Source organism: Geodermatophilus sp. DSM 44513, from assembly GCF_032460525.1.
In the GTDB taxonomy this organism is placed as follows: Bacteria; Actinomycetota; Actinomycetes; order Mycobacteriales; family Geodermatophilaceae; genus Geodermatophilus.
Genome location: NZ_CP135963.1, coordinates 1,057,238 through 1,076,212, shown reverse-complemented (window position 1 = coordinate 1,076,212; position 18,975 = coordinate 1,057,238). Strand labels below are relative to the sequence as shown.

At 74.2% G+C, this 18,975-nt stretch carries 18 protein-coding genes; 3 read left to right on the top strand and 15 right to left on the bottom strand.

The window, feature by feature from the left end:
- Positions 1-12 precede the first annotated feature (12 nt).
- The 3 genes from ftsX to prfB form a co-directional block, all read right to left on the bottom strand.
- On the bottom strand, positions 13-897 hold the full coding sequence (ftsX, locus tag RTG05_RS05165) for a permease-like cell division protein FtsX (RefSeq protein WP_166527744.1): 885 nt from the start codon (positions 895-897) through the stop codon (positions 13-15).
- Positions 898-941: 44 nt separating this feature from the next.
- On the bottom strand, positions 942-1,631 hold the full coding sequence (gene ftsE, locus RTG05_RS05160) for a cell division ATP-binding protein FtsE (protein WP_166527743.1): 690 nt from the start codon (positions 1,629-1,631) through the stop codon (positions 942-944).
- A gap of 179 nt (positions 1,632-1,810) precedes the next feature.
- The gene (prfB, locus tag RTG05_RS05155; RefSeq protein ID WP_166527742.1) at positions 1,811-2,911 is read right to left on the bottom strand and encodes a peptide chain release factor 2; all 1,101 of its coding nucleotides are present in this window, start codon (positions 2,909-2,911) and stop codon (positions 1,811-1,813) included.
- A gap of 45 nt (positions 2,912-2,956) precedes the next feature.
- On the opposite strand from prfB, the gene RTG05_RS05150 reads away from it, so the two are divergent.
- Entirely contained in the window at positions 2,957-3,244 is a 288-nt protein-coding gene (locus RTG05_RS05150; protein ID WP_166527741.1) for a DUF6343 family protein, read from the top strand.
- Between the two features lie 8 nt (positions 3,245-3,252).
- Here the strand turns inward: RTG05_RS05150 and RTG05_RS05145 are convergent, their stop codons facing one another.
- A complete protein-coding gene (locus RTG05_RS05145) occupies positions 3,253-5,010 on the bottom strand; it encodes a putative bifunctional diguanylate cyclase/phosphodiesterase (protein WP_315912346.1) in 1,758 nt (585 codons plus the stop codon).
- Positions 5,011-5,075: 65 nt separating this feature from the next.
- Complete coding sequence (gene cutA, locus RTG05_RS05140) at positions 5,076-5,420, bottom strand: divalent-cation tolerance protein CutA (protein WP_166527739.1); 345 nt, start codon at positions 5,418-5,420, stop codon at positions 5,076-5,078.
- Between the two features lie 51 nt (positions 5,421-5,471).
- On the opposite strand from cutA, the gene RTG05_RS05135 reads away from it, so the two are divergent.
- Positions 5,472-5,708: a hypothetical protein gene (locus RTG05_RS05135; RefSeq protein WP_166527738.1), complete on the top strand. Its 237-nt coding sequence runs from the start codon at positions 5,472-5,474 to the stop codon at positions 5,706-5,708.
- Between the two features lie 28 nt (positions 5,709-5,736).
- Positions 5,737-6,735: a patatin-like phospholipase family protein gene (locus RTG05_RS05130; RefSeq protein ID WP_166527737.1), complete on the top strand. Its 999-nt coding sequence runs from the start codon at positions 5,737-5,739 to the stop codon at positions 6,733-6,735.
- A 31-nt stretch (positions 6,736-6,766) separates the two neighbouring features.
- Here RTG05_RS05130 and RTG05_RS05125 read toward each other — a convergent pair whose 3' ends face one another.
- From RTG05_RS05125 to RTG05_RS05080, 10 genes are all read right to left on the bottom strand, one after another.
- Positions 6,767-7,804, bottom strand: a complete 1,038-nt coding sequence (locus RTG05_RS05125) for a glycoside hydrolase family 6 protein (RefSeq protein ID WP_166527736.1) — start codon at positions 7,802-7,804, stop codon at positions 6,767-6,769.
- Positions 7,801-9,726 carry a radical copper oxidase GlxA gene (locus RTG05_RS05120; RefSeq protein WP_166527735.1) on the bottom strand — a complete coding sequence of 642 codons (1,926 nt, stop codon included), beginning with the start codon at positions 9,724-9,726 and terminating at the stop codon, positions 7,801-7,803. The genes RTG05_RS05125 and RTG05_RS05120 overlap by 4 nt, the downstream gene beginning before the upstream one ends.
- Positions 9,723-11,588 (bottom strand): glycosyltransferase family 2 protein, encoded by a 1,866-nt coding sequence (locus tag RTG05_RS05115; RefSeq protein WP_208104802.1) that lies wholly within the window; start codon positions 11,586-11,588, stop codon positions 9,723-9,725. The genes RTG05_RS05120 and RTG05_RS05115 overlap by 4 nt, the downstream gene beginning before the upstream one ends.
- Before the next feature lie 718 nt (positions 11,589-12,306).
- The gene (locus RTG05_RS05110; protein WP_166527734.1) at positions 12,307-12,774 is read right to left on the bottom strand and encodes a hypothetical protein; all 468 of its coding nucleotides are present in this window, start codon (positions 12,772-12,774) and stop codon (positions 12,307-12,309) included.
- The gene (locus RTG05_RS05105; protein ID WP_315912564.1) at positions 12,771-13,184 is read right to left on the bottom strand and encodes a TadE/TadG family type IV pilus assembly protein; all 414 of its coding nucleotides are present in this window, start codon (positions 13,182-13,184) and stop codon (positions 12,771-12,773) included. The genes RTG05_RS05110 and RTG05_RS05105 overlap by 4 nt, the downstream gene beginning before the upstream one ends.
- Before the next feature lie 98 nt (positions 13,185-13,282).
- The gene (locus RTG05_RS05100; RefSeq protein ID WP_166527732.1) at positions 13,283-13,489 is read right to left on the bottom strand and encodes a hypothetical protein; all 207 of its coding nucleotides are present in this window, start codon (positions 13,487-13,489) and stop codon (positions 13,283-13,285) included.
- Between the two features lie 29 nt (positions 13,490-13,518).
- A complete protein-coding gene (locus RTG05_RS05095) occupies positions 13,519-14,460 on the bottom strand; it encodes a type II secretion system F family protein (RefSeq protein ID WP_315912342.1) in 942 nt (313 codons plus the stop codon).
- Positions 14,457-15,314: a type II secretion system F family protein gene (locus RTG05_RS05090; protein WP_166527731.1), complete on the bottom strand. Its 858-nt coding sequence runs from the start codon at positions 15,312-15,314 to the stop codon at positions 14,457-14,459. The genes RTG05_RS05095 and RTG05_RS05090 overlap by 4 nt, the downstream gene beginning before the upstream one ends.
- Positions 15,311-16,558, bottom strand: a complete 1,248-nt coding sequence (locus RTG05_RS05085; RefSeq protein ID WP_166527730.1) for a TadA family conjugal transfer-associated ATPase — start codon at positions 16,556-16,558, stop codon at positions 15,311-15,313. Before RTG05_RS05085 ends, RTG05_RS05090 begins: the two co-directional genes overlap by 4 nt.
- Positions 16,559-17,540: 982 nt before the next feature.
- The gene (locus RTG05_RS05080; RefSeq protein ID WP_166527729.1) at positions 17,541-18,728 is read right to left on the bottom strand and encodes a flagellin N-terminal helical domain-containing protein; all 1,188 of its coding nucleotides are present in this window, start codon (positions 18,726-18,728) and stop codon (positions 17,541-17,543) included.
- Positions 18,729-18,975 lie beyond the last annotated feature (247 nt).

The window sequence follows — 18,975 nt, the reverse complement described above, 5'->3', positions numbered from 1 at the left end:
AGGACCGCAGTGTCAGAGCCTCACGTACAGCCGCAGGGTGACGTAGGCGGCGATGCCGGCCAGGCCCACGCCGGCGGCGGCGATGACCGGGCTGATGACGGCGATGGCCCCCCAGTCGACCGGCGGGATGATGCCGGCGCGGATCGGCCCGGCCAGGGTCTTGTCCACGAACAGCAGCTTGGTCACCACCAGCCCGCCGATGGCCAGCAGCGCGCCGATCAGGCCGGCCAGCGCGGCCTCGAGGATGAACGGCAGCTGGGTGTACCAGCGGGAGGCGCCGACCAGCCGCATGATGCTGGTCTCGTTGCGCCGGTTGAAGGCGGCCAGCTGGATGGTGTTGGAGATCAGCAGCAGGGCGGCGAGCGCCTGGACGACGGCGACGGCGATCGTGGCGTTGCGGGCGCCGTTGAGCAGGCTGAACAGCCGGTCGAGGAAGTCCCCCTCGTCGCGCACCTGGTCCACGCCGTTCTGCCCGTTCGGGAACTCCGCGGCGACGACCGCGTAGCGCTCGGGGTTGACCAGCTCGACGCGGAAGCTCTCCGGCAGCGCGTCGGCCGGGGTGTTCTGCACCAGCTCCGGCTGCTGGCTGAACTGCTGCTGGAACCGGGCGTAGGCCTCGTCCTTGGACTCGTAGATGTAGCCGGCCACCTCCGGTGAGCCGGCCAGCTGCTGCTCGATGGCCGAGCGCTGCTCGTCGGTGACGTCGTCGGCCAGGAAGACGGAGACCTGCACCTTGTCGTAGTAGATCTCCTTCATGTCGGAGATCATCCCGGCGATCAGCAGGCCGGTGCCCATGAGGCCGAGGGAGATGGCGGTGGTCAGGACCATCGCGACCGTCATGGTCAGGTTGCGACGCAGCCCGGTGGCCACCTCGGAGAGGACGAAGTTGACGCGCATGGGTTCCCTGTCGTGAGGTCAGGCAGGTGGGGCGGGACGCCGGGTCAGCGGCCGACCCCGTAGACGCCGCGCGACTGGTCGCGGGTGAGCGCGCCCCCGTTGAGCTCAATCACGCGGCGGCGCATCGAGTCGACGATGTGGTAGTCGTGCGTGGCCATCACCACGGTCGTGCCGGTGCGGTTGATCCGCTCCAGCAGCAGCATGATGCCCTCGCTGGTGTCCGGGTCGAGGTTCCCGGTGGGCTCGTCGGCAAGCAGCACCAGCGGGCGGTTGACGAACGCGCGGGCGATGGCCACCCGCTGCTGCTCGCCACCGGAGAGCTCGCCGGGCAGCCGGGCGCCCTTGCCCTCCAGGCCGACCATCTCCAGCACCTCGGGGACGACCCGCTTGATCGTGCGCTGCGGCTTGTTGATGACCTCGAGGGCGAACGCCACGTTCTGGGCGACGGTGCGGTTGCGCAGCAGGCGGAAGTCCTGGAAGACGCAGCCGATGGTGCGCCGCAGCTTGGGCACCTGCCACTTGCTCATCGTGTTGAGCGTCTTGCCGTTGACGACCACGGTGCCGCGGGTCGGGTCGTCCTCCTTGAGCAGCAGCCGCAGGAAGGTGGACTTGCCCGAGCCGGACGAGCCGATCAGGAAGACGAACTCACCCTTGTCGATCTCCGTGGACACGTCGTCGAGGGCCGGCCGCGAGCTCGCCGGGTAGAGCTTGGTGACGTGTTGCAGTTCGATCACGGGGTGCCACGGTACCTCTCGAACCCGGGAGACCGGAGTGTCACACGCGGTCGTCCGCCGACGGAGCGGAACGACCCCTCCGGAGGCGCAGGACGCCCGTCGTCCAGCGTGACGCACCCGCCGTCCCGGCGTGCGACGGGTGTGACGAACGGGACCGCTGGTCCCGTCGGGGCCGTCGCCTACTCCTGCTGCCGGCGCCACCGGATCCCGGCCTCGATGAAGCCGTCGATGTCGCCGTCGAGGACGGCGGTCGTGTTGCCGGTCTCCTGCTCGGTGCGCAGGTCCTTGACCATCTGGTAGGGGTGCAGCACGTAGGAGCGCATCTGGTTGCCCCAGCTGCTGCCGCCCTCGCCCTTGAGCGCGTCCATCTCCGCGCGCTGCTCCTCCTGCCGCCGGGCCAGCAGCCGCGCCTGCAGCACCCGCATGGCCGCCGCCCGGTTCTGGATCTGGCTCTTCTCGTTCTGGCAGGACACCACGATGCCGGTGGGCAGGTGGGTGATCCGGACGGCGGAGTCGGTGGTGTTCACGCTCTGCCCGCCGGGACCGCTGGAGCGGAAGACGTCGATCCGGATCTCGTTCTCCGGGATGTCGACGTGGTCGGTCTGCTCGACGACCGGCAGCACCTCGACACCGGCGAAGGAGGTCTGCCGGCGTCCCTGGTTGTCGAACGGCGAGATGCGCACCAGCCGGTGGGTGCCCTGCTCGACCGACAGCGTGCCGTAGGCATAGGGGTGCTTGACCGCGAAGGTCGCGGACTTGATGCCGGCCTCCTCCGCGTAGCTGACGTCGTAGGTCTCCACCGGGTACCTGTGCCGCTCGGCCCAGCGCAGGTACATCCGCATGAGCATCTCGGCGAAGTCGGCGGCGTCGACGCCACCGGCCTCCGACCGGATGGTCACCAGCGCCTCGCGGGAGTCGTACTCCCCGGACAGCAGAGTGCGCACCTCGAGCTCGTCGATGACCGTGCGCAGCGCCGCCAGCTCCCGCTCGGCCTCGGCGGTGGTGGCCTCGTCGCCCTCCTCGGCGGCCATCTCGTGCAGCAGCCCGACGTCGTCCAGGCGGCTGCGCAGCTCCTCGACCCGGCGCAGGTCGCCCTGCAGGTAGGACAGCTTGGAGGTGAGCGCCTGGGCGGCCTCGACGTCGTCCCACAGGTCGGGCGCGGCGGCCTGCTGCTCCAGCTCGGCGACCTCGCGGCGCATCCGGTCCACGTCCAGGACCGCTTCGATCGAGGCCAGGGTGGTGTTCAGCTCGTCGAGCACGACGGAGAAGTCAGCGGCCACGTCTGGCCAGGGTAGTGCGCCGTGGCCGTGGGTAGGCAGGAGCGGGTGAGTGACGCCCGTCGACGGCGCAGCCGCGAGGAGTACGCGCGCGGCCTGCCCGACCACCACGACCCGACGGCCGGCATCGGTGGTGCCGCACCGGCCCGGTCGGCGCTGACCCTCCGCCTGGTGCTGGCCGCCTTCGGGCTGGTGTTCTGCCTGGGCGCCGGCCTGCTGTGGCTGGCCGCGGACCTGCCGGTCTGGCCGGCGGTGGTGATCCTGGCGCTGGCCGCGGTGGCCGCCGTCGACCTGGTGGTCGTGGCCCGGCGCAAGGCGCGGGGCGAGCCCGGCTAGCGGCAGGGCTAGCGGACGGCGGACAGCGCCCGCCCGGTCAGCCAGCCGGTGAGCTCCTCGGCCGGCATCGGCCGGGCCAGGTGGAAGCCCTGGGCGAAGGTGCAGCCGAGCTCGGCGGCCAGCGCCAGTTGCTCGGCGGTCTCCACGCCCTCGGCCAGGGTGCGCACGCCGCAGGCCCGGGCCAGCGCGACCACGGCGGCGATCGCCGCGGCCGCCTGGCTGCGCCGCCCCTGGGGGTAGGCGACCAGGCTGCGGTCGATCTTCAGCAGGCCGGCGGGCATGGCGACCAGCTGGCCCAGCGAGGAGAAGCCGCAGCCGAAGTCGTCGATGGACACCTCCACCCCGGACCGGCGCAGTTCGGCGAACTGCGCGGCGGTGCGGTCGACGTCCTCGGCCACCGACCGCTCGGCCAGCTCGACGACCAACTGCTCCGGCGGCAGCCCGGACTCCGTCAGCGCCTCGTGGACGTCGGCGACCAGCGTGCCGGCGGCCACGTCGCGGGCGCTGATGTTCACCGACGTCACCAGGTTCAACCCGGCCGCGGACCAGGCCGCGGCCTGGCGGGTGGCCGCGCGCAGCACCCAGCGGGCGATCGGCGTCATGAGGTCGTGCTGGGCGGCGGTGGGCAGGAACTCCGCCGGTGCGAGCAGCCCGCGGCGCGGGTGCTGCCAGCGGACCAGCGCCTCCACGCCGGTCCACCGACCGGAGGGCAGGTGCAGCACCGGGTGGTAGTGCAGCACCAGCTGGCCGTCGGCGACCGCCTCGCGCAGCTCGGTGGCGACGGTGGCCTTGTGCTGGGCGGCGGCGCGCAGGTCGGCGGTGAACAGCCGCACCCGGTTGCGACCGGCCGCCTTGGCCGCGTACATGGCCAGGTCGGCGTCGCGGACCAGGTCGGTCGAGCGCAGCCGGGTGGACCCGGACCCGGCGGCGGTGGCGATGCCGATGCTGACCCCCAGGCGTACCAGCCGGCCGCCGAGCTCGAAGGGGCGGTCGATGCTGGCGCGGCAGCGGTCGGCCAGCGTCTCCGCGCCGGCGGTGTCGCAGTCGCGGCACAGCACCACGAACTCGTCCCCGCCGAGCCGGCCCACGGTGTCCCCGGCGCGGGTGGAGCCGGTGAGCCGGCCGGCGATCTGGCGCAGCAGGGCATCGCCGGCGTCGTGGCCGAGGGAGTCGTTGACGTCCTTGAAGCCGTCGACGTCCAGGAAGAGGACCGAGACCGGGCCGCGGTCGGGTTGCTGCAGCTCGGTGTCGATCAGCTCGTGCAGGTGGGCGCGGTTGGGCAGCTCGGTCAGGGTGTCGTGCCGGGCCCGCCAGTCCGAGGCGCGCTCGGCGGCGACGCGGGAGGTGACGTCGGTGTGGGTGACCACGACCTGGCCGGCCTGGTCGACGCGGGAGGCCTGCAGGTGGATCCAGTGCGTGCCGCCGGGCAGCTCGACGGCGTAGTCGGCCTGCACCGAGGGCTGCTCGCCGCGGGACAGCGCGCGCAGGCCCTCGATGAGGCCGGCCGTGCTGCCCCCGCCGCCCAGCCGGCGGATCATCGCGAAGTAGTCGCCGTCCAACCCGACGCGCACCCGGTCGTCACCGAGGGCGTCGGCGGCGGTGTCCCAGGCGGTGTTGGACAGCAGCACGGTGCCGTCGGCGTCGATGAGCAGGGTCGGTGACGGCAGCGCGTCCAGCACGGCCTCCACGACGACGGCGGACCGGTCGGGGGCGTCGGGGCGCCGGCGGACGTCGAGTGGCAGCTCGCGGTCACCCGGTCGTCCCACGTGCCCTCCCGCCCGGTCACGGCCCACGTCGGCCCTCGGGGATACGGTGCCCAGGTCGCGGGCGCTCATGCCCGCTCACCCCGGTCCGGCTCCCTGGTCTCCCGGACCACCCAGCGCAGGTACGCCGGGTCGCCGCCGACGATGGGCAGGGCGATCACGCAGGGGACGTCGTAGGGGTGCAGCTCGGCGGTGCGCGCGACGACCTCCGGCACCAGCGACCGGCGAGTGTGCAGCGCGACGCGTGCCTCGGGCTCGTCGTGCACGGCACCCTCCCAGCGGTAGACCGACCGGATCGCGGCGAGCTGGTGCCCGCAGGCCACCAGTCCCTCCCCCACCAGTATCCGTGTGTACCCGCTCAACCACTCCGCGTCACCCCCCGTGACGACGATCTCGCAGACCTGCTCTTCCACGTGTCCATCCTGCCGAGGTGCAGCGACGGGGTGGTGGGGTAGGGCGGGACCATGAGCGAGGAGATGACCGTCACGGTCGACGGCGAGGAGTACCTGGTCCGCCCCGAGGGCGGCAGCATGCGCGTGGGCCGGCGGGTCGGCGGCGAGACGACCTGGCTGGAGGACGTCGACCTCGGCACGCTGCCCGAGGCGGCCCGCGGCGCGCTGGAGCGCGGGGACACCTCCGACGGTTCGCTGGCGATCGCGCTGCGCGGCGTGGTGGCCGCGGAGGGGCAGCGCGGCGGGTGAGCCCCGCGGTCGCCCGCTCGGAGGACCGGTGACCGCCCCGGCCCGGCTGCCCGCCGACCTGGTCCTCGAGGGCGGCGGGGTCAAGGGCGTCGCGCTGGTCGGCGCCGCCGTCGAGCTGCTCGGCCGGTACCGCTTCGAGCGGGTGGCCGGCTCCTCGGCCGGTGCGGTGCTCGCCGCCTTCCTCGCGGCCGGGCTGGACGCCGACGGGGTGCTCGAGCGGACGGCGCGGCTGGAGTACGACCGGGTGCCCGACCGGTGGCTGCCGGTCCCGGTCCTGTCGCCCGCCCTGGGCCTGCTGACCCGCTCGGGCCTGCACCCGGGGCGCTACGTCACCGAGTGGGTGCGCCGGGAGCTCGCCGACCTGGGCGTGCGCACCTTCGGCGACCTGCGCCGCGACGACCCCGGCGACGACCCGGCACTGGCGCCGTGGCAGCGCTACCGCCTGGTGGTCACCGCGACCGACGTCACCCGCGGGCGGCTGCTGCGGCTGCCCTGGGACTACCGCGACTACGGCCTGGACCCCGACACCCAGCCGGTCGCCGACGCCGTCCGCGCCTCCCTGGCGATCCCGTACTTCTTCGCCCCGCAGCCGCTGCGCGACCCGCGCACCGGTCGCCGCTCCACCCTGGTGGACGGCGGGGTGCTGTCGAACTTCCCGGTGGAGACCTTCGACCGCACCGACGCGGCGGCACCCCGCTGGCCCACCTTCGGTGCCGGTGTCGGCGACACCCTGTCCGACGAGGACGTGTCGGTGCTGCCCGCCCTGCGACGGCTGCCCGGCCCGCTGCGGCTGCTGGACTCACTGGTCGCGACGACGGTGAGTGCCCGCGACCGCGACTACCTGGCCCGCCCCTGCGTGCGCCGGCGGGCGTTCTCCGTCGACACCAGTGGCACCGGCCTCACCGAGTTCGACGTCGGGGAGGCCGAGCGCACCCGGCTGGTCGCCGCGGGCGCCGCGGCCGCCCGGGACTTCCTGGCCGGCTGGGACTGGGCGGAGTACCTGCGCGCCTGCCGCGGGGCCACCTGAGGCGGCTCCGTCCCGGGGACGGGGTGCGCCGTCAGCCGGCGTCGGGCACCAGGTCGGCGGCCATCTCCGGCCACCACTGACCGGCCGGCGGCCCGCCGGCGCAGGTGCCGTCGGAGTCACCGGGTTGCTTGACCCACAGCAGCGCGTCGACCCGCGGCAGGACCGGCGAGGTCGTCGGCGGCTGGCCGAGCTCGCGTCCCGGCGGGTTGCACCAGCGGCCCTCGGCGCCGGCGGCCTCCTCCGGCGGGCCGGCACCGTTGCGGCTGGTGTCGATGACGAAGTGCGGGGGCGGCGTCCCCTCGGGCGCGCCGGCCTCCAGCTCCTCCGACAGCGCCAGCCCGTACTCGGCGCTGACCTCGGTGGTCTCGTAGTTGGAGACGTTGACGGAGAACCCGTCGGTCCGGTCGACGCCGCTGCGCCGCAGGGCGTCGGCGAGCACCGGCAGGTCGGTCACCCAGCTGGCGTTGCCCGCGTCCAGGTAGACACGGGTCCCCGGCTGGCGGTCGAGGATGTCCACGGCCTGGGCCAGCAGCCCGTAGCGCGCGGCGGGGTCGAGCCCCTCGCAGCCGACGACGGCCTGCGGGACGGCGTCCGGCTCCAGGACGACGACCGCCGGGCGGTCCCCCAGCGCGGCGGCGAAGGCGCCCACCCAGGCCAGGTAGGCGTCCACGTCGGCGGCGCCGCCGGCCGAGTAGAGACCGCAGTCCCGGCCGGGCACGTTGTAGGCGACCAGCACCGGCAGCTCCCCCGCGGCCGCCGCGGCCTCGGAGATCTCCAGCACCGCCGGGTAGGGGTTGTCCGGGGTGGCGATCCAGGTGGCCGTCGGCTGTTCGGCCAGGGGGGCCAGCACCTCGGCGTCGTCGGCCCGTCCCTCGGCCTGGGCCTGCTCGACGGCGACGGGGGCATGGCCCTCGGGGTTGAGCCACAGCTCCTCCCCTGCGAGCCGGCTGGACGTCGTCCCGGCGTCCGGGGCGGGGACGTCGCCGCCGCCACAGGCGACCAGGGTGCCGGCCACGGCGGCGAGCACCGCGGTGCGGACCGACCGCCGGCGCTGCGGTCGGGCCGTCATGCGACGTGCACCCAGCGGGCCGGGGAGGGGACGCCGTCGTCGTCGAGCACGACCAACATGTACCAGCCGGACGGGACCAGACCCTCCTCGGCGGGGACGGTCAGCTCGTGGCCCCCCTCCTGCCCCGAGCGCACGTCGAGGGCGACGGAGCGCTGCTCGGGGTCGGTCTGGTGGGTCACCGCACTGGGCCGCAGCAGCCGCGCCTCGGCGACGTCGGCACCGGTGGTGGCCACGGTGAAGCTGCCGCCCCGGACGACCTCCTGCGGTGCGTCCGCGATGGCCGGCCGGTCCCCGGCGAACAGGTAGGGCGGGGAGTACAGCTCGATGCGGGTCTCGAACCTGCCCGGGAGGGTGTTCTCCGCGTCGGAGAACAGCGGGTCCGACCCCATCGTCATGACCCGGCCGTCGGGCAGCAGCAGCGCGGTGGCGTGGTAGTTGCGGCCCACCTCGTTGGGAGCCGCCTGGTGCAGGTGACCGGTCTGCGGGTCGTACAGCGTGGCCAGGAACAGGTCGCTCTGCGAGTTGCCGCGGTAGCCCCGGGAACCACCGGTGAGCAGGGTGGTGTCGTCGGGCAGGGTGACCGCGTTGACGTACCGCGCGGGGCTCGGGTACTCCCCGGCCGGCCGGTACCGCGGCTGCGGCTCGTCGAGGTCGACGACGTCGAAGCGCGCCGTGGACTCCTCGCTGTCACCGACCCCGCCGCCGCCGACGATGCCGACCCGCTGGTCCTGCGCCGGGGCGAGCAGGAAGGAGCTGGCCGTCTCGTTGAAGTCCGGGTCGCGCAGGCCGTCGACGTCGGTCCAGGAGTTGTCCTCGAGGTCCCAGATGCCGGGCTGGCGGCCCTCCTCGGCCGGGCCGTAGCCGGTGTTGGCGCCGCTGTAGAACACCCGCGAGCCGTCGGCCAGCCGGTGCAGGCCCGGGTAGGTCGGGAAGTACCGCTCCAGCTCCGGCGCGGCCGCCCAGGTGCGGGTGGCCGGGTCGTAGACCTCGTTCTGCCCGTCGAGCACCTTGCCGTGCTCGTCCAGGCCGGAGACGGCCAGCACCCGGCCGCCGTCCAGCCCGACCAGGGTGGGGTACCAGCGGGACTCGGTGAGCCGCCCGGTGCGCCGGTAGGTCTCGGTGGCGACGTCGAACTCGTAGGAGGCGTCCAGGCCCCGGTAGTTCTGCTTGTCCAGGGTGATGGTGTCGCCCTGGCCGTAGAGGGTGGCGCGCTGGCGGGCGTCGAACTCCGTCACCTGGAACTGCTGGCCCTCGGTGACGACGTACTGGTCGCCGGCGTCCTCGGCCTCGATCCACACGTCCTGCTGGCCGGCCATGTGGGTGCCGTCGGCCATGGTGTGCGCCGGCGGGACGGTGACTTCCGCCGTCGTCACGTAGGTCAGGCCGCGGGCGGTGAACCGGGTGCCGGTGGGCAGGGTGACCGTCTCGTCGAGGCGCTCGTTCTTCACGGTGAGGATGCCGGCGGCGCGGGTGACGTCGTCGGCGAGCACCTCGTACTTCCGCGTGCCCCCCGCGACGAGCAGGTTGCCGTTGGGCAGGTAGGCGTGCCCGGAGCAGAACAGGTCCTCGGGGGTCGGGACCTCCCGCGCCTCCCCGGTGACCGGGTCCCACACGACGGTGCGGAAGGTGCCGGCGTCGAAGTCCTCGGCCTCGTTGCCCGACCCGGCGATGAGCAGCACGTCGCCGGTGTGCAGCAGCGCGGCGTGGATGGCCTGGCCCCGGTACCGCTCGGGCAGTTCGATGGTCTGCCAGTCCCCGTACCGGGCCTGGTACTCCGGCCGGCTGCGCTGGAAGTCGGTGTAGGCGTCGTCGACGGCCGCGGCGACCACGGGCCCATTGGCCGCGACCAGGCCGGCGACCGTCACCGAGACGAGGGCGGCGTTGCGCAGCCGGCGCAGCGGCCGGGGCTTGCGGCGGGTCATCGGGAGCTCTCCTGGGGGACGGGGACGTCGGCCGCGGGGACGGCGGGGACGGGGACGGCGGCAGCGACGGCGTCGGCAGGGGCGTCGACGGCGGGCACGTCGACGACGTGGTTGCCGACGAAGGTGACGGCCGGGGCGCGGGGGGCGACCACGGGCGCGACCTGCGGGGCGGGCCGGGGCGCCGGACGCAGCCGCCGGCCCATCAGCCCGGCGACCCAGATGGCCACCGGGAGCAGGCACATGAGCAGGGTCAGCAGCGCCCAGGCACGGATCGCCGGGTGGTCGTTGCCGAGCAGCTCGGAGGCGCCCAGCGCGAGCACCAGCACGCCGGCCCACCACAGGTTCTTGGCGAAGGACCCGAGCCGGTCGCCACTGACGGCGCCCTTGCGGGTGACGGCGAAGGAGATGTTGCGGCCGCGGAGGGCGGCCCACAGCGCGCTGACGTACATCGGCGTCGACATGACCGAGATGGCCATCCCGCTGACGCCGGAGGAGCCGTCCTCCTCGTGCGGGCTGACGTTGTGCTGGCGGTTCCAGAAGTAGACGGCGACCTGCAACACCGCCGCGTTGACGTAGAGCATCAGCCACAGCTGGGCGGGCACCAGCAGGCCGGCCACACCGGTCAGCAGGTAGGCGACCACGTTGGTGACGCCAAGGACCCAGCTGATCGCCGCCGCCGGGTAGTAGGACATCAGCAGCCCGTAGTGCGCGCGCCGCCAGAACGACAGCCGCCAGGCCAGCCGCCAGAAGCGGCGCAGCACGACCTCGTCGGTCCCGCGGGCCCAGCGGCCCTGTTGCACGAAGTAGTCCCGCCAGGTGGTGGGGCCCTCGCCGACGGCCAGGACGTCGGGGGTGTACACCGACCGCCACTTCGTGCCGGTCTCCGGGTTGCGGCTGGAGTGCCACACGATGCTGGTCGCGGCGTCCTCGGTGATGGAGTCCTGCAGTCCGCCGACGGCGCGCAGCGCGGACAGCCGGACGGCGTTGTTGGTGCCGACGAACATCGCCGTGCCGAACCGGTTGGCGGCCCGCTGCAGGACGCTGTGGAACAGGTACTGCTGGGACTCGGCCGCGCGGGTGACGAACCGGTCGTAGTTGCCGTAGACCTGCGGGCCGACGACGAAGGCGACGTCCCGGTCATGGAAGTAGCCCATCAGCCGTTCGGCGAAGTTGGGCAGCGGCACGTGGTCGGAGTCGACCGACAGCCAGAAGTCGTAGCCGTCGCCGTGCGCGTCCAGCCAGGCGTTGTAGTTGCCGTGCTTGGTGCGTGCCTTGTGCCGGCCGGTCTCCCGGTTCCACTCCGGCACGCCGTGCCGGGTGAAGTGCCGCACCCCGAGTTCGGCGCACATGGTCCGCACGGCGGGGTCGTCGCCCTCGTCGAGCAGCCAGACGTCGAGCGTGCCCTCGTACCGGACGCGGACGGCCGCCTCCAGCGTGCGGCGCACCATCTCGATCGGTTCCCGGCTCGGGACGATCGTGGTGATGAACGCGACCCGCTGACCGGTCAGGGGCACGGTGGGCACCGGGTCGCGCGCGTTCAGCGTCGCGATGGCCAGCGTGAAGACGTTGACCAGCCGGAGCAGCTCGATGACCGCGATGCTGCCGATGAGCCCCATGGCCAGGTAGGACGGCCAGTCGTCGGAGAACTCGGGGTGGTTGGCCGGCCGCAGCAGGAAGAGCAGGAACAGCACCTCGAACACCAGGGCCGCGGTGACCAGCAGCCACGCGCGGGCGCGGGCGGCGCCACGGGTGACCGGCCGGAACCGGACCCGGCCGTCCTCCACCGGCTCCTGGAGCGGGCCGGCGAGCTCGCTGAAGTCGTCGTAGGGATAGGCGGCGAGCCGGGACTGGTGCTCACGCACGCCGGGACGTGACCAGGAGGCTGCCTCCTTCCGGGGAGGGCGCCGACGGGCCGGACGCCGGCCGCCGCAGCACGGGGACGATCAGGAGCACGGGAGACCTGCATTCGTGTGGGCAGCTGAGGGCACGCCGGTCCGGCGGGAAGAGGCCAGTCGGTGTGCTCAGGACGCCCGTGGCGGGCGCGCGCCCAGCTGCGGTGGACGGCTGAGGAGTCCTCGGGGTTCGGGCGGTCAGCTCCGACGGGACCGGCGGAGGAGGGGATGGGAGGGGCAGGTCACGGCGACCCTGCCGCGGTCTGGCGGACCTCACCGGTGGGCGGTGGCGTCACAGTTCCCCCCAAGATCGAGCGACCGCCTTCTCCCCCGTGCACCTGCACCCGGCGTCGGTGGGACCGATCGGTTCTCCACGTCTGTCTCGAGCGCCCCTCGTCGGGCGCCGGCAGGGACGTTAACCAGGAGTGATCGCCCATCGCCAAACCGGCTGGACGGATCACGCGGAAGAGTGACCCCCCAGTGGGCGCGTCGCTCACGTTCCGTGGCTCGGACGGGACGGTGTGCCCAGAACCGGGCCCGTCCCGAGGTCCCGGCCGCCGTGTGCGGAACGTCACCGCCGTCGGCGCGTCACCACGGCGGGGGACGACGGGTCGGCCGAGGGTGAGGCCCGGAGACCCTGCCTGCCCGACGGGGCGGCGGCCCGTCCGCGCCGCAGTCGGGGCCGCGGTCAGGCGTCGACGTAGCGGTCGCGCTCGACGGCGAACTCGCCGGTGGCGGTGTTGGCGTCGACGAACTCCGGCAGCAGCGGGATGCGCACCGTGACGGTCACGCAGATGGTGAACTCCTCCCCCGGGGTCAGCGTCGGCGCATACCCGCCCGCGGCGTCGCAGCCCGCACCGGCCGGCGCGTAGCCGACGACCACGTCGCCGGCGTCCACGGACTGGTCCTGCACCGCCAGCCGGGCGGCGGCCTGCGCGCGGGCCGCGCCGGTGACCGGGTCCGGGGCCGTGCCCATCGCCCGGCCCGCCTCCCGGGCCGCGGCGGTCGAGGCGAAGACCCCGCGCTGCACCGCGGAGAAGCCGGCCAGGACGTACACCAGGGGCACGAACACGACGACGGCGATGAAGACGAACTCCACCAGCGCCGACCCGCGCTCGCCGGCCAGCAGGCCCAGCCGCGCCCGCGCCCACCTCACCGGGCCTCCTCGACCGCCCGGCCGGTGACCTCGACCGGCAGCAGGGAGCCCAGCCCGGCCAGCAGCGGCGGCACCGCCCCCGAGCAGCGCACCACCACCAGGGTCAGCCCGCTGGGGTCGGTCTCCTCCGCCGACGTGCACGCCAGCCCGTCGGCGGTCTGCTGCGACGTCGCCCGGGCCACGACGGCCACCGTGCGGTCGGCGGCGGCCGACGCCGGCACATCGGCGTTGGCGGCGAAGCGGGCGCCGTCCTGCGCGCTGGCGGTCAGCACGTTGCGCACGTGCACGTAGACGGCCACCTGCAGCACCGCCAGCAGCAGCACGACGACGAGCACCGACACCAGGACGAACTCGACGACGGCCCCACCCCGCTCGCCATCCCGTGACGTACCGGAACGGCCACCCTCCAGGGCCCCGCCGCCAGCCTCGGATGGCTCTCCTGCAGGGTCCCGCCGCGAGCCTGCGAGCGGCGGGGGGCAGGAGGGTCCTCCCCGGGGTCCTCCGGCCGTCACCCGACGGTGGTGACCGACGCCAGGGCCTCGGTGATCGCGGCGACGATCGCCGTGCGGAACGGGACGAGGATGGCCAGCACGAGGGCCGCCGTCATCACCGTGATCATCACCCACCCGGGGACGTCGCCCCGCTCGGCGTCCTCGCCGCGCAGCCGGTCGCCCAGTGCGCTCAGCGCCGCGAGGAGTCCCGTGAACAGAGGCATGCCGTGTCCTTCCTGTCGTGTCCGCGGGCTCATCGGGCCAGCGAGACGATGCTGATCAAGCCGGGGTACAACGCGAAGAGGACGGTCACCGGCAGCACGAGGAAGACGACCGGCACCATCATCGCGATCTCCTTGCGGCCGCCGGCCTCGAGCAGCCGGCGCTTGCCGGCCTCGCGCACGTCGGCGGCCTGGGCGCGCAGCACCTCGGCCAGCGGGGTGCCGCGCTCCAGCGCCACCAGCAGCCCGTCGACGAAGCGGGCCAGCGCGTCCAGCGAGGTGCGGTCGGCGAGCTGCTGCAGGGCGTCGGCCAGTGGCACCCCGGCGCGCGCCCGGCCCAGGGTCGCGTCCAGCTCACCGGCGAGCTCACCGCCGGAGAGCCGGGTCACCCGGGCGATGGCCGCCACCGGGCTCTCCCCCGCCGTCACCGCCAGGGCGAGCAGCTCGGCCACCACCGGGAACTCCGCGAGCAGCAGCTCCTCGCGCCGCTGCACCTGCTGGGTCAGCCACCAGTCGCGACCGAGGACACCGCCGACCAGGCCCGCCACGCACAGCAGCGCCACCGACAGCAGGTTGACGCCTCCGGCGAGCAGCGAACCGACGACCGAGACGAGCGCGGCGCCGAGCAGACCCAGGCCACCCCAGACGACCTGCTCGACGCGGAGGTCCTCGACGCTGGTGTCGCCACCCAGCGCGTCCAGCCGGCGGCGCACCGCCGTCCGACCCCCGAGCACCCGGTCCACCAGGCGGGCGCCGTCGGCGACCACCGGACCGAAGAGCCGGCGGGCGGCGGTCAGCAGCCCGGGCTGGGTCGCCGTCCCGAGCAGCCGGGACGGCGGCGGGGTGTCGTGGACGTAGGGCGCGAGCCGGTCGACCAGGCGCACCGAGCGGAACGGCGGGGCGAAGGTGACCACGAGCAGGACGCCGGCCGCCGCGGCCAGGCCGAGCAGCATCCCGGCGAGGGTCCCGTTCACTGGAGCACCCGCACGTCCTGCGGCAGCCGGCCGATGCGCAGCATGAGCCGGTAGGAGACCAGGCACACCGCCGCGCCACCGAGCAGGATCGCCGTCCCCAGCGGGGAGTCGTAGGCCTCCAGGGTCGTCGACTGGGTGGCCAGCAGGAGCAGCACCGCCCACGGGGCGGCGACGGCGAGCCGGGCGGCCTGGACCACCCAGCCCTGCCGGGTCTCCAGCTCGGCGCGGGCGCGGGCGTCCTCGCGCAGGAAGGACGACAGCGTCCGCAGCACGCGGCCCAGGTCACTGCCGCCGACCTCGCGGGCCACCCGCAGCGTCTCCACGATGCGGTCCCCGACCGGGTCGGCCAGGTCGTCCTTGAGCCGGTCCAGGCCGTCGCCGAACCGGCCGCTGGAGCGGTACTCCGCGGCGAACCGGGCGAACGGCGGCCGCAGCACCTCCGGCCCCCGGGTGGACAGCGCCGACAGCGCCTCGGGCAGCGACAGCCCGGCCCGGACAGCGGAGGCGAGGTTGTCGACGACCTCCGGCCACACCTCGCGCAGGTCCGCACGACGCCGGGCGGCGAGCCGGCGCACCTGCACGACCGGCAGCGCCGCGGCGAAGGCACCGAACAGCAGGCTCACCGTGACGGTGCCCGTGGTGAGCAGGACGACCACCGTGCCGAGCAGCCCGAGGGCGACCTGGATGGCGGTCAGCTGGGCGGCGTTGATGCCGGTCAGGCCCGCCGCGGCCAGCTGCCGCTGCCGCCGGGACGGACCCTGGGGACGGGGCCGCCGCCGTGGCGCGCGGGAGCCGCTGCGCCACACGAGCAGCAGCCCGACGCCCAGCGACAGCCCCAGGAGCGCGCCCGTCACGTGCCCCACCGTGCGTCGTCGAGCAGTGCGGGCAGGTCGAAGCCGTGGGCGGCGAAGCGCTCGGGGTGCGGCGGGTACCCGCCGGCGCGCACCAGGCGGCCCTCCCGGCTGGTGAAGACGTCGGCCAGCTCGATCACGCCGTCCTCGGCGCGGCCGGGGACGGCGACGACCTCCCGCACCCGGCGCCGCCCGTCCGGGTCGCTGCCGACGTGCACGACCAGGTCGACGCTGGCCGCGACGGTGGGGACGACGAAGGCGTGCCCGATGTTCTCCCCCGCCAGCAGCGGCAGCGTGCACATCTTGGTGACCGCCTCGCGGGCGCTGTTGGCGTGCAGCGTGCACATGCCGGGCAGGCCGGAGTTCAGCGCGATGAGCAGGTCCAGGCACTCCTCCTGGCGCACCTCGCCGACGACGATGCGGGAGGGCCGCATCCGCAGCGCCTCCTTCACCAGCCGGCGCAGCGGGATCTCCCCGGCGCCCTCCAGGTTGGGCTGGCGGGTCTGCATCGCCACCACATCCGGGAGCGGGACGCGCAGCTCGAAGACCTCCTCGCAGGTGACCACCCGCTCCCGCGCCGGGATGGCCGCGCACAGGCAGTTGAGCAGTGTCGTCTTCCCCGCCTGGGTGCCGCCGGCGACCAGCACGTTGAGGCCGGACACGACCGCGGCCTCCAGGAACCGCGCCGCCTGCACGGTCAGCGTGCCCAGCGCGACCAGCTCGTCCAGGGAGTGCGCCTGCAGCACGAACTTGCGGATGTTCACCGCCATGTGCTGCCGGGTGATGTCGGGGATGACCACGTGCAGCCGGGACCCGTCGGGCATGGTCGCGTCGACGAACGGAGTGGACATGTCGATCCGCCGTCCCGAGGTGCGCAGCATCCGCTCGACCAGGTCGGCCAGCTCGCCGGGTGCCAGGATCGTGGTGGTCAGCTCCGAGCGGCCGCGGCGGGCCACGAACACCCGCCCCGGCTCGTTGACCCAGATCTCCTCGACCTCCGGGTCGTCCAGCCACCGCTGCAGCGGGCCGAACCCGGCCACCCGGTCCAGCACGTCGCGGACCACCGACTCCGGGTCGGCGATCGCCGGCAGCGCCGAGGTCAGCGACCGCTCGGAGTAGTCGGCCACCACGTCGCGCACCAGCAGCCGCACCGGACCGGGGTCGGTGAACGGGTCCAGCCCACGCCGGCGGATGAGCTCGCGCACCTCGCCGTCGACGACCTCCAGCGCACTGGTCGCAGTCGGCACGACACCCCACTCGTCACGGTCGGTCAGGACGACGACGGACGGTAGGCGGACCCGGCCGCGCGCGGGGCGGGGTCAACCCGATCTGTGGACGACGGGCACCCGGTCAGGTGTCACCCGGGCCCTACCGTCGGGCAGCATCGGAGCGAGGGCGGGAGGCTGCTCGCTTCGGGTACGAGGCTGATCCTCCCCATGAGGCCAGACCCCTGGGGTTGCGCGGCTGAGGGGCCGGGTGCTGAGCCGACGACTCACGCCCCGCGGGCCGTCGGGCCGTCGGGCCGTCGGGCCGTCGGGCCGTCGGGCCGTCGGGCCGTCGGGCCGTCGGGCCGCGATCATGGACCAGCTGGGTGATCGGGGTCTGCACCCGGACAGGCTGGGCTGCGGCTCTAGGGACGTGGTGCCATGGCCGGGGCCGTGGCCGCATACACAGCTGCACACCCGCCACTGACCAAGGCGGCACGGCGGTACCGAGGCGACCACAACAGCGGCACCATGCTCCCCGCGTGCAGCAGGTCCACGATCGCAGCTGCGCGGACGTGCTGATGAGTGGGACTGGACAGCACCAAGGCGTGCTGCAGCACCAATCGGCCGCCGAGAAGGCGCACCACCCACTGCTCGGACTCCGGGAACTCCGGACAGACGGCCTCCACGAGCGGTCCAGGCCGTAGGAGCAACAGCAACCCCCACACCCCGCCGAGCGCGGCGAGCAGACGACTTCGGGCCCGTCGCCGACCTGAGTCCAAGCCACCGGCGCTCACGCTGTCCATCCGACCACATCCGGCGGCGCGGGCATCAGAGCAACCGCGCGGTGATCCGTGGCCCTGCGCCGGGATCACCACGGTGGAACCGCGCCATGACCAGCGAGTGGGCCGTCGCGCAGTTCGGCCACCACGTCACGCACCAGCAGCCGCGCCGGGCCCCGGTCGGTGAGCGGGTCCAGCCCTGTGGACGGCGGCACCCGGTCAGGTGTCACCCGCGGTGACGGTCAGCCGAGCAGGGAGAGCAGGGACCTCGGGCGCTGGTTGGCCTGGGCGAGCATCGCCGTCCCGACCTGGGCGAGCACCTGGCTCCGGGCCAACCGGGCCGTCTCGGCGGCCACGTCGGCGTCGCGGATCCGTAACTCCGCGGCCGCGGTGTTCTCCACCGACACGCCCAGCCGGCTGATCGTGTGCGTGAAGCGGTTGTCCATGGCGCCCAGGTAGGCGCGCAGGGAGGAGACCCGATCGATGGCCACGTCGATGTCGCCGAGAGCGCCGTCGGTGCCCACGGCCGCCGTGTAGGTCGGCGTCAGCGCCTCCGCGTCCGCGGCGGTCGACCCCGCGCCGGGGGTCTCCCCGCCGAACACCAGCTCCCCGGGCGTCGCGATGAAGGGGGTGAACGTGGTGCCCAGGGCCGCCACCGCCGCCGCGTTGACCCGGTCGACGTGGTCCTGCGCCGTGACGGCGCCCGAGTAGTCGACCGACTCCAGGTCGAAGGACCGCCCGCCGTAGGTGATCGTGCCGATCAGCGCCCGGTAGCTCGCGGCGACCGTCCCCGCGGACGCATAGTCCCCGGCCAGGGACAGCCGGCCGGCCGACGGCGTGCCCTCGGCGTCGGAGACCGCCCGCGTCAGTGTGTGCGGGACGCCGGGGCGCGCCCCGAGGGCGATGGTGGACAGCCCGAGGCCGGCGCGGTCCACCCCGCCGCCGGGGGTGCGGATGACCGCGCGGACGGTGTCGCCGGCGTCGGCACCGACCTGGAAGAAGCGGTCGTAGGTGCCGTCCAGCAGCGGGATGCCGTTGAACGCGGTCGAGCCCGCGATGCGGTCCAGCTCCTGCCCCAGCTGCTCGAACTCCGTGCGGACGGCGCCGATGGCCCGGTCGTCCAGGCTGCCGGTGTTGCCGGCCTGCACGGTCAGGTCGCGCATCCGCCGGAGGACGGCGGCGGTGCCGTCCAGCGCGCCGTCGGCGGTGCGCAGCACGTTGACGCCGTCCCAGGTGTTGCGGAGGGCCCGGGTCGTGCCACCGACCTGGGCCCGCAGGCCCTCCGCGATGGCCAGCCCGGCGGCGTCGTCGGCCGCCCGGACGATCCGCAGGCCCGAGGACAGCCGCTCCAGCGACGAGGTCACCTCGGCGTCGGCACGCGACAGCGCCCGGCGGACACCGAGGGACGCCACGCTGGTGGCGACGCTCATGCCCATCCCGGCGCCTCCCTGCTGTCCGAGGCCCCGCGACGGCGTGCGGTCCTCCCTGGACAACGGCACCGCCGGCTCCCACTGCACCCGAAACCCCCATCCGGCCGCACGGTGACCGGCCGAGCACCCCGAGAGGCCGCCCCGCCGGGCCGGCTGGAGTCACTCCAGTCGTTCCCGGCCCGGTAACCCCATGGCAATCCCGCGGCGGGACGGCGCACCTAGCTTCCCCGCGGTGTGGCCAGACGCG

Excerpts from the sequence above, each read along its gene's own strand:
- ftsX (WP_166527744.1), bottom strand. The coding sequence starts at position 897 with ATGCGCGTCAACTTCGTCCTCTCCGAGGTGGCCACCGGGCTGCGTCGC.
- RTG05_RS05135 (WP_166527738.1), top strand. The coding sequence starts at position 5,472 with ATGAGCGAGGAGATGACCGTCACGGTCGACGGCGAGGAGTACCTGGTC.
- RTG05_RS05125 (WP_166527736.1), bottom strand. The coding sequence starts at position 7,804 with ATGACGGCCCGACCGCAGCGCCGGCGGTCGGTCCGCACCGCGGTGCTC.
- RTG05_RS05120 (WP_166527735.1), bottom strand. The coding sequence starts at position 9,726 with ATGACCCGCCGCAAGCCCCGGCCGCTGCGCCGGCTGCGCAACGCCGCC.
- RTG05_RS05100 (WP_166527732.1), bottom strand. The coding sequence starts at position 13,489 with ATGCCTCTGTTCACGGGACTCCTCGCGGCGCTGAGCGCACTGGGCGAC.
- RTG05_RS05080 (WP_166527729.1), bottom strand. The coding sequence starts at position 18,728 with ATGAGCGTCGCCACCAGCGTGGCGTCCCTCGGTGTCCGCCGGGCGCTG.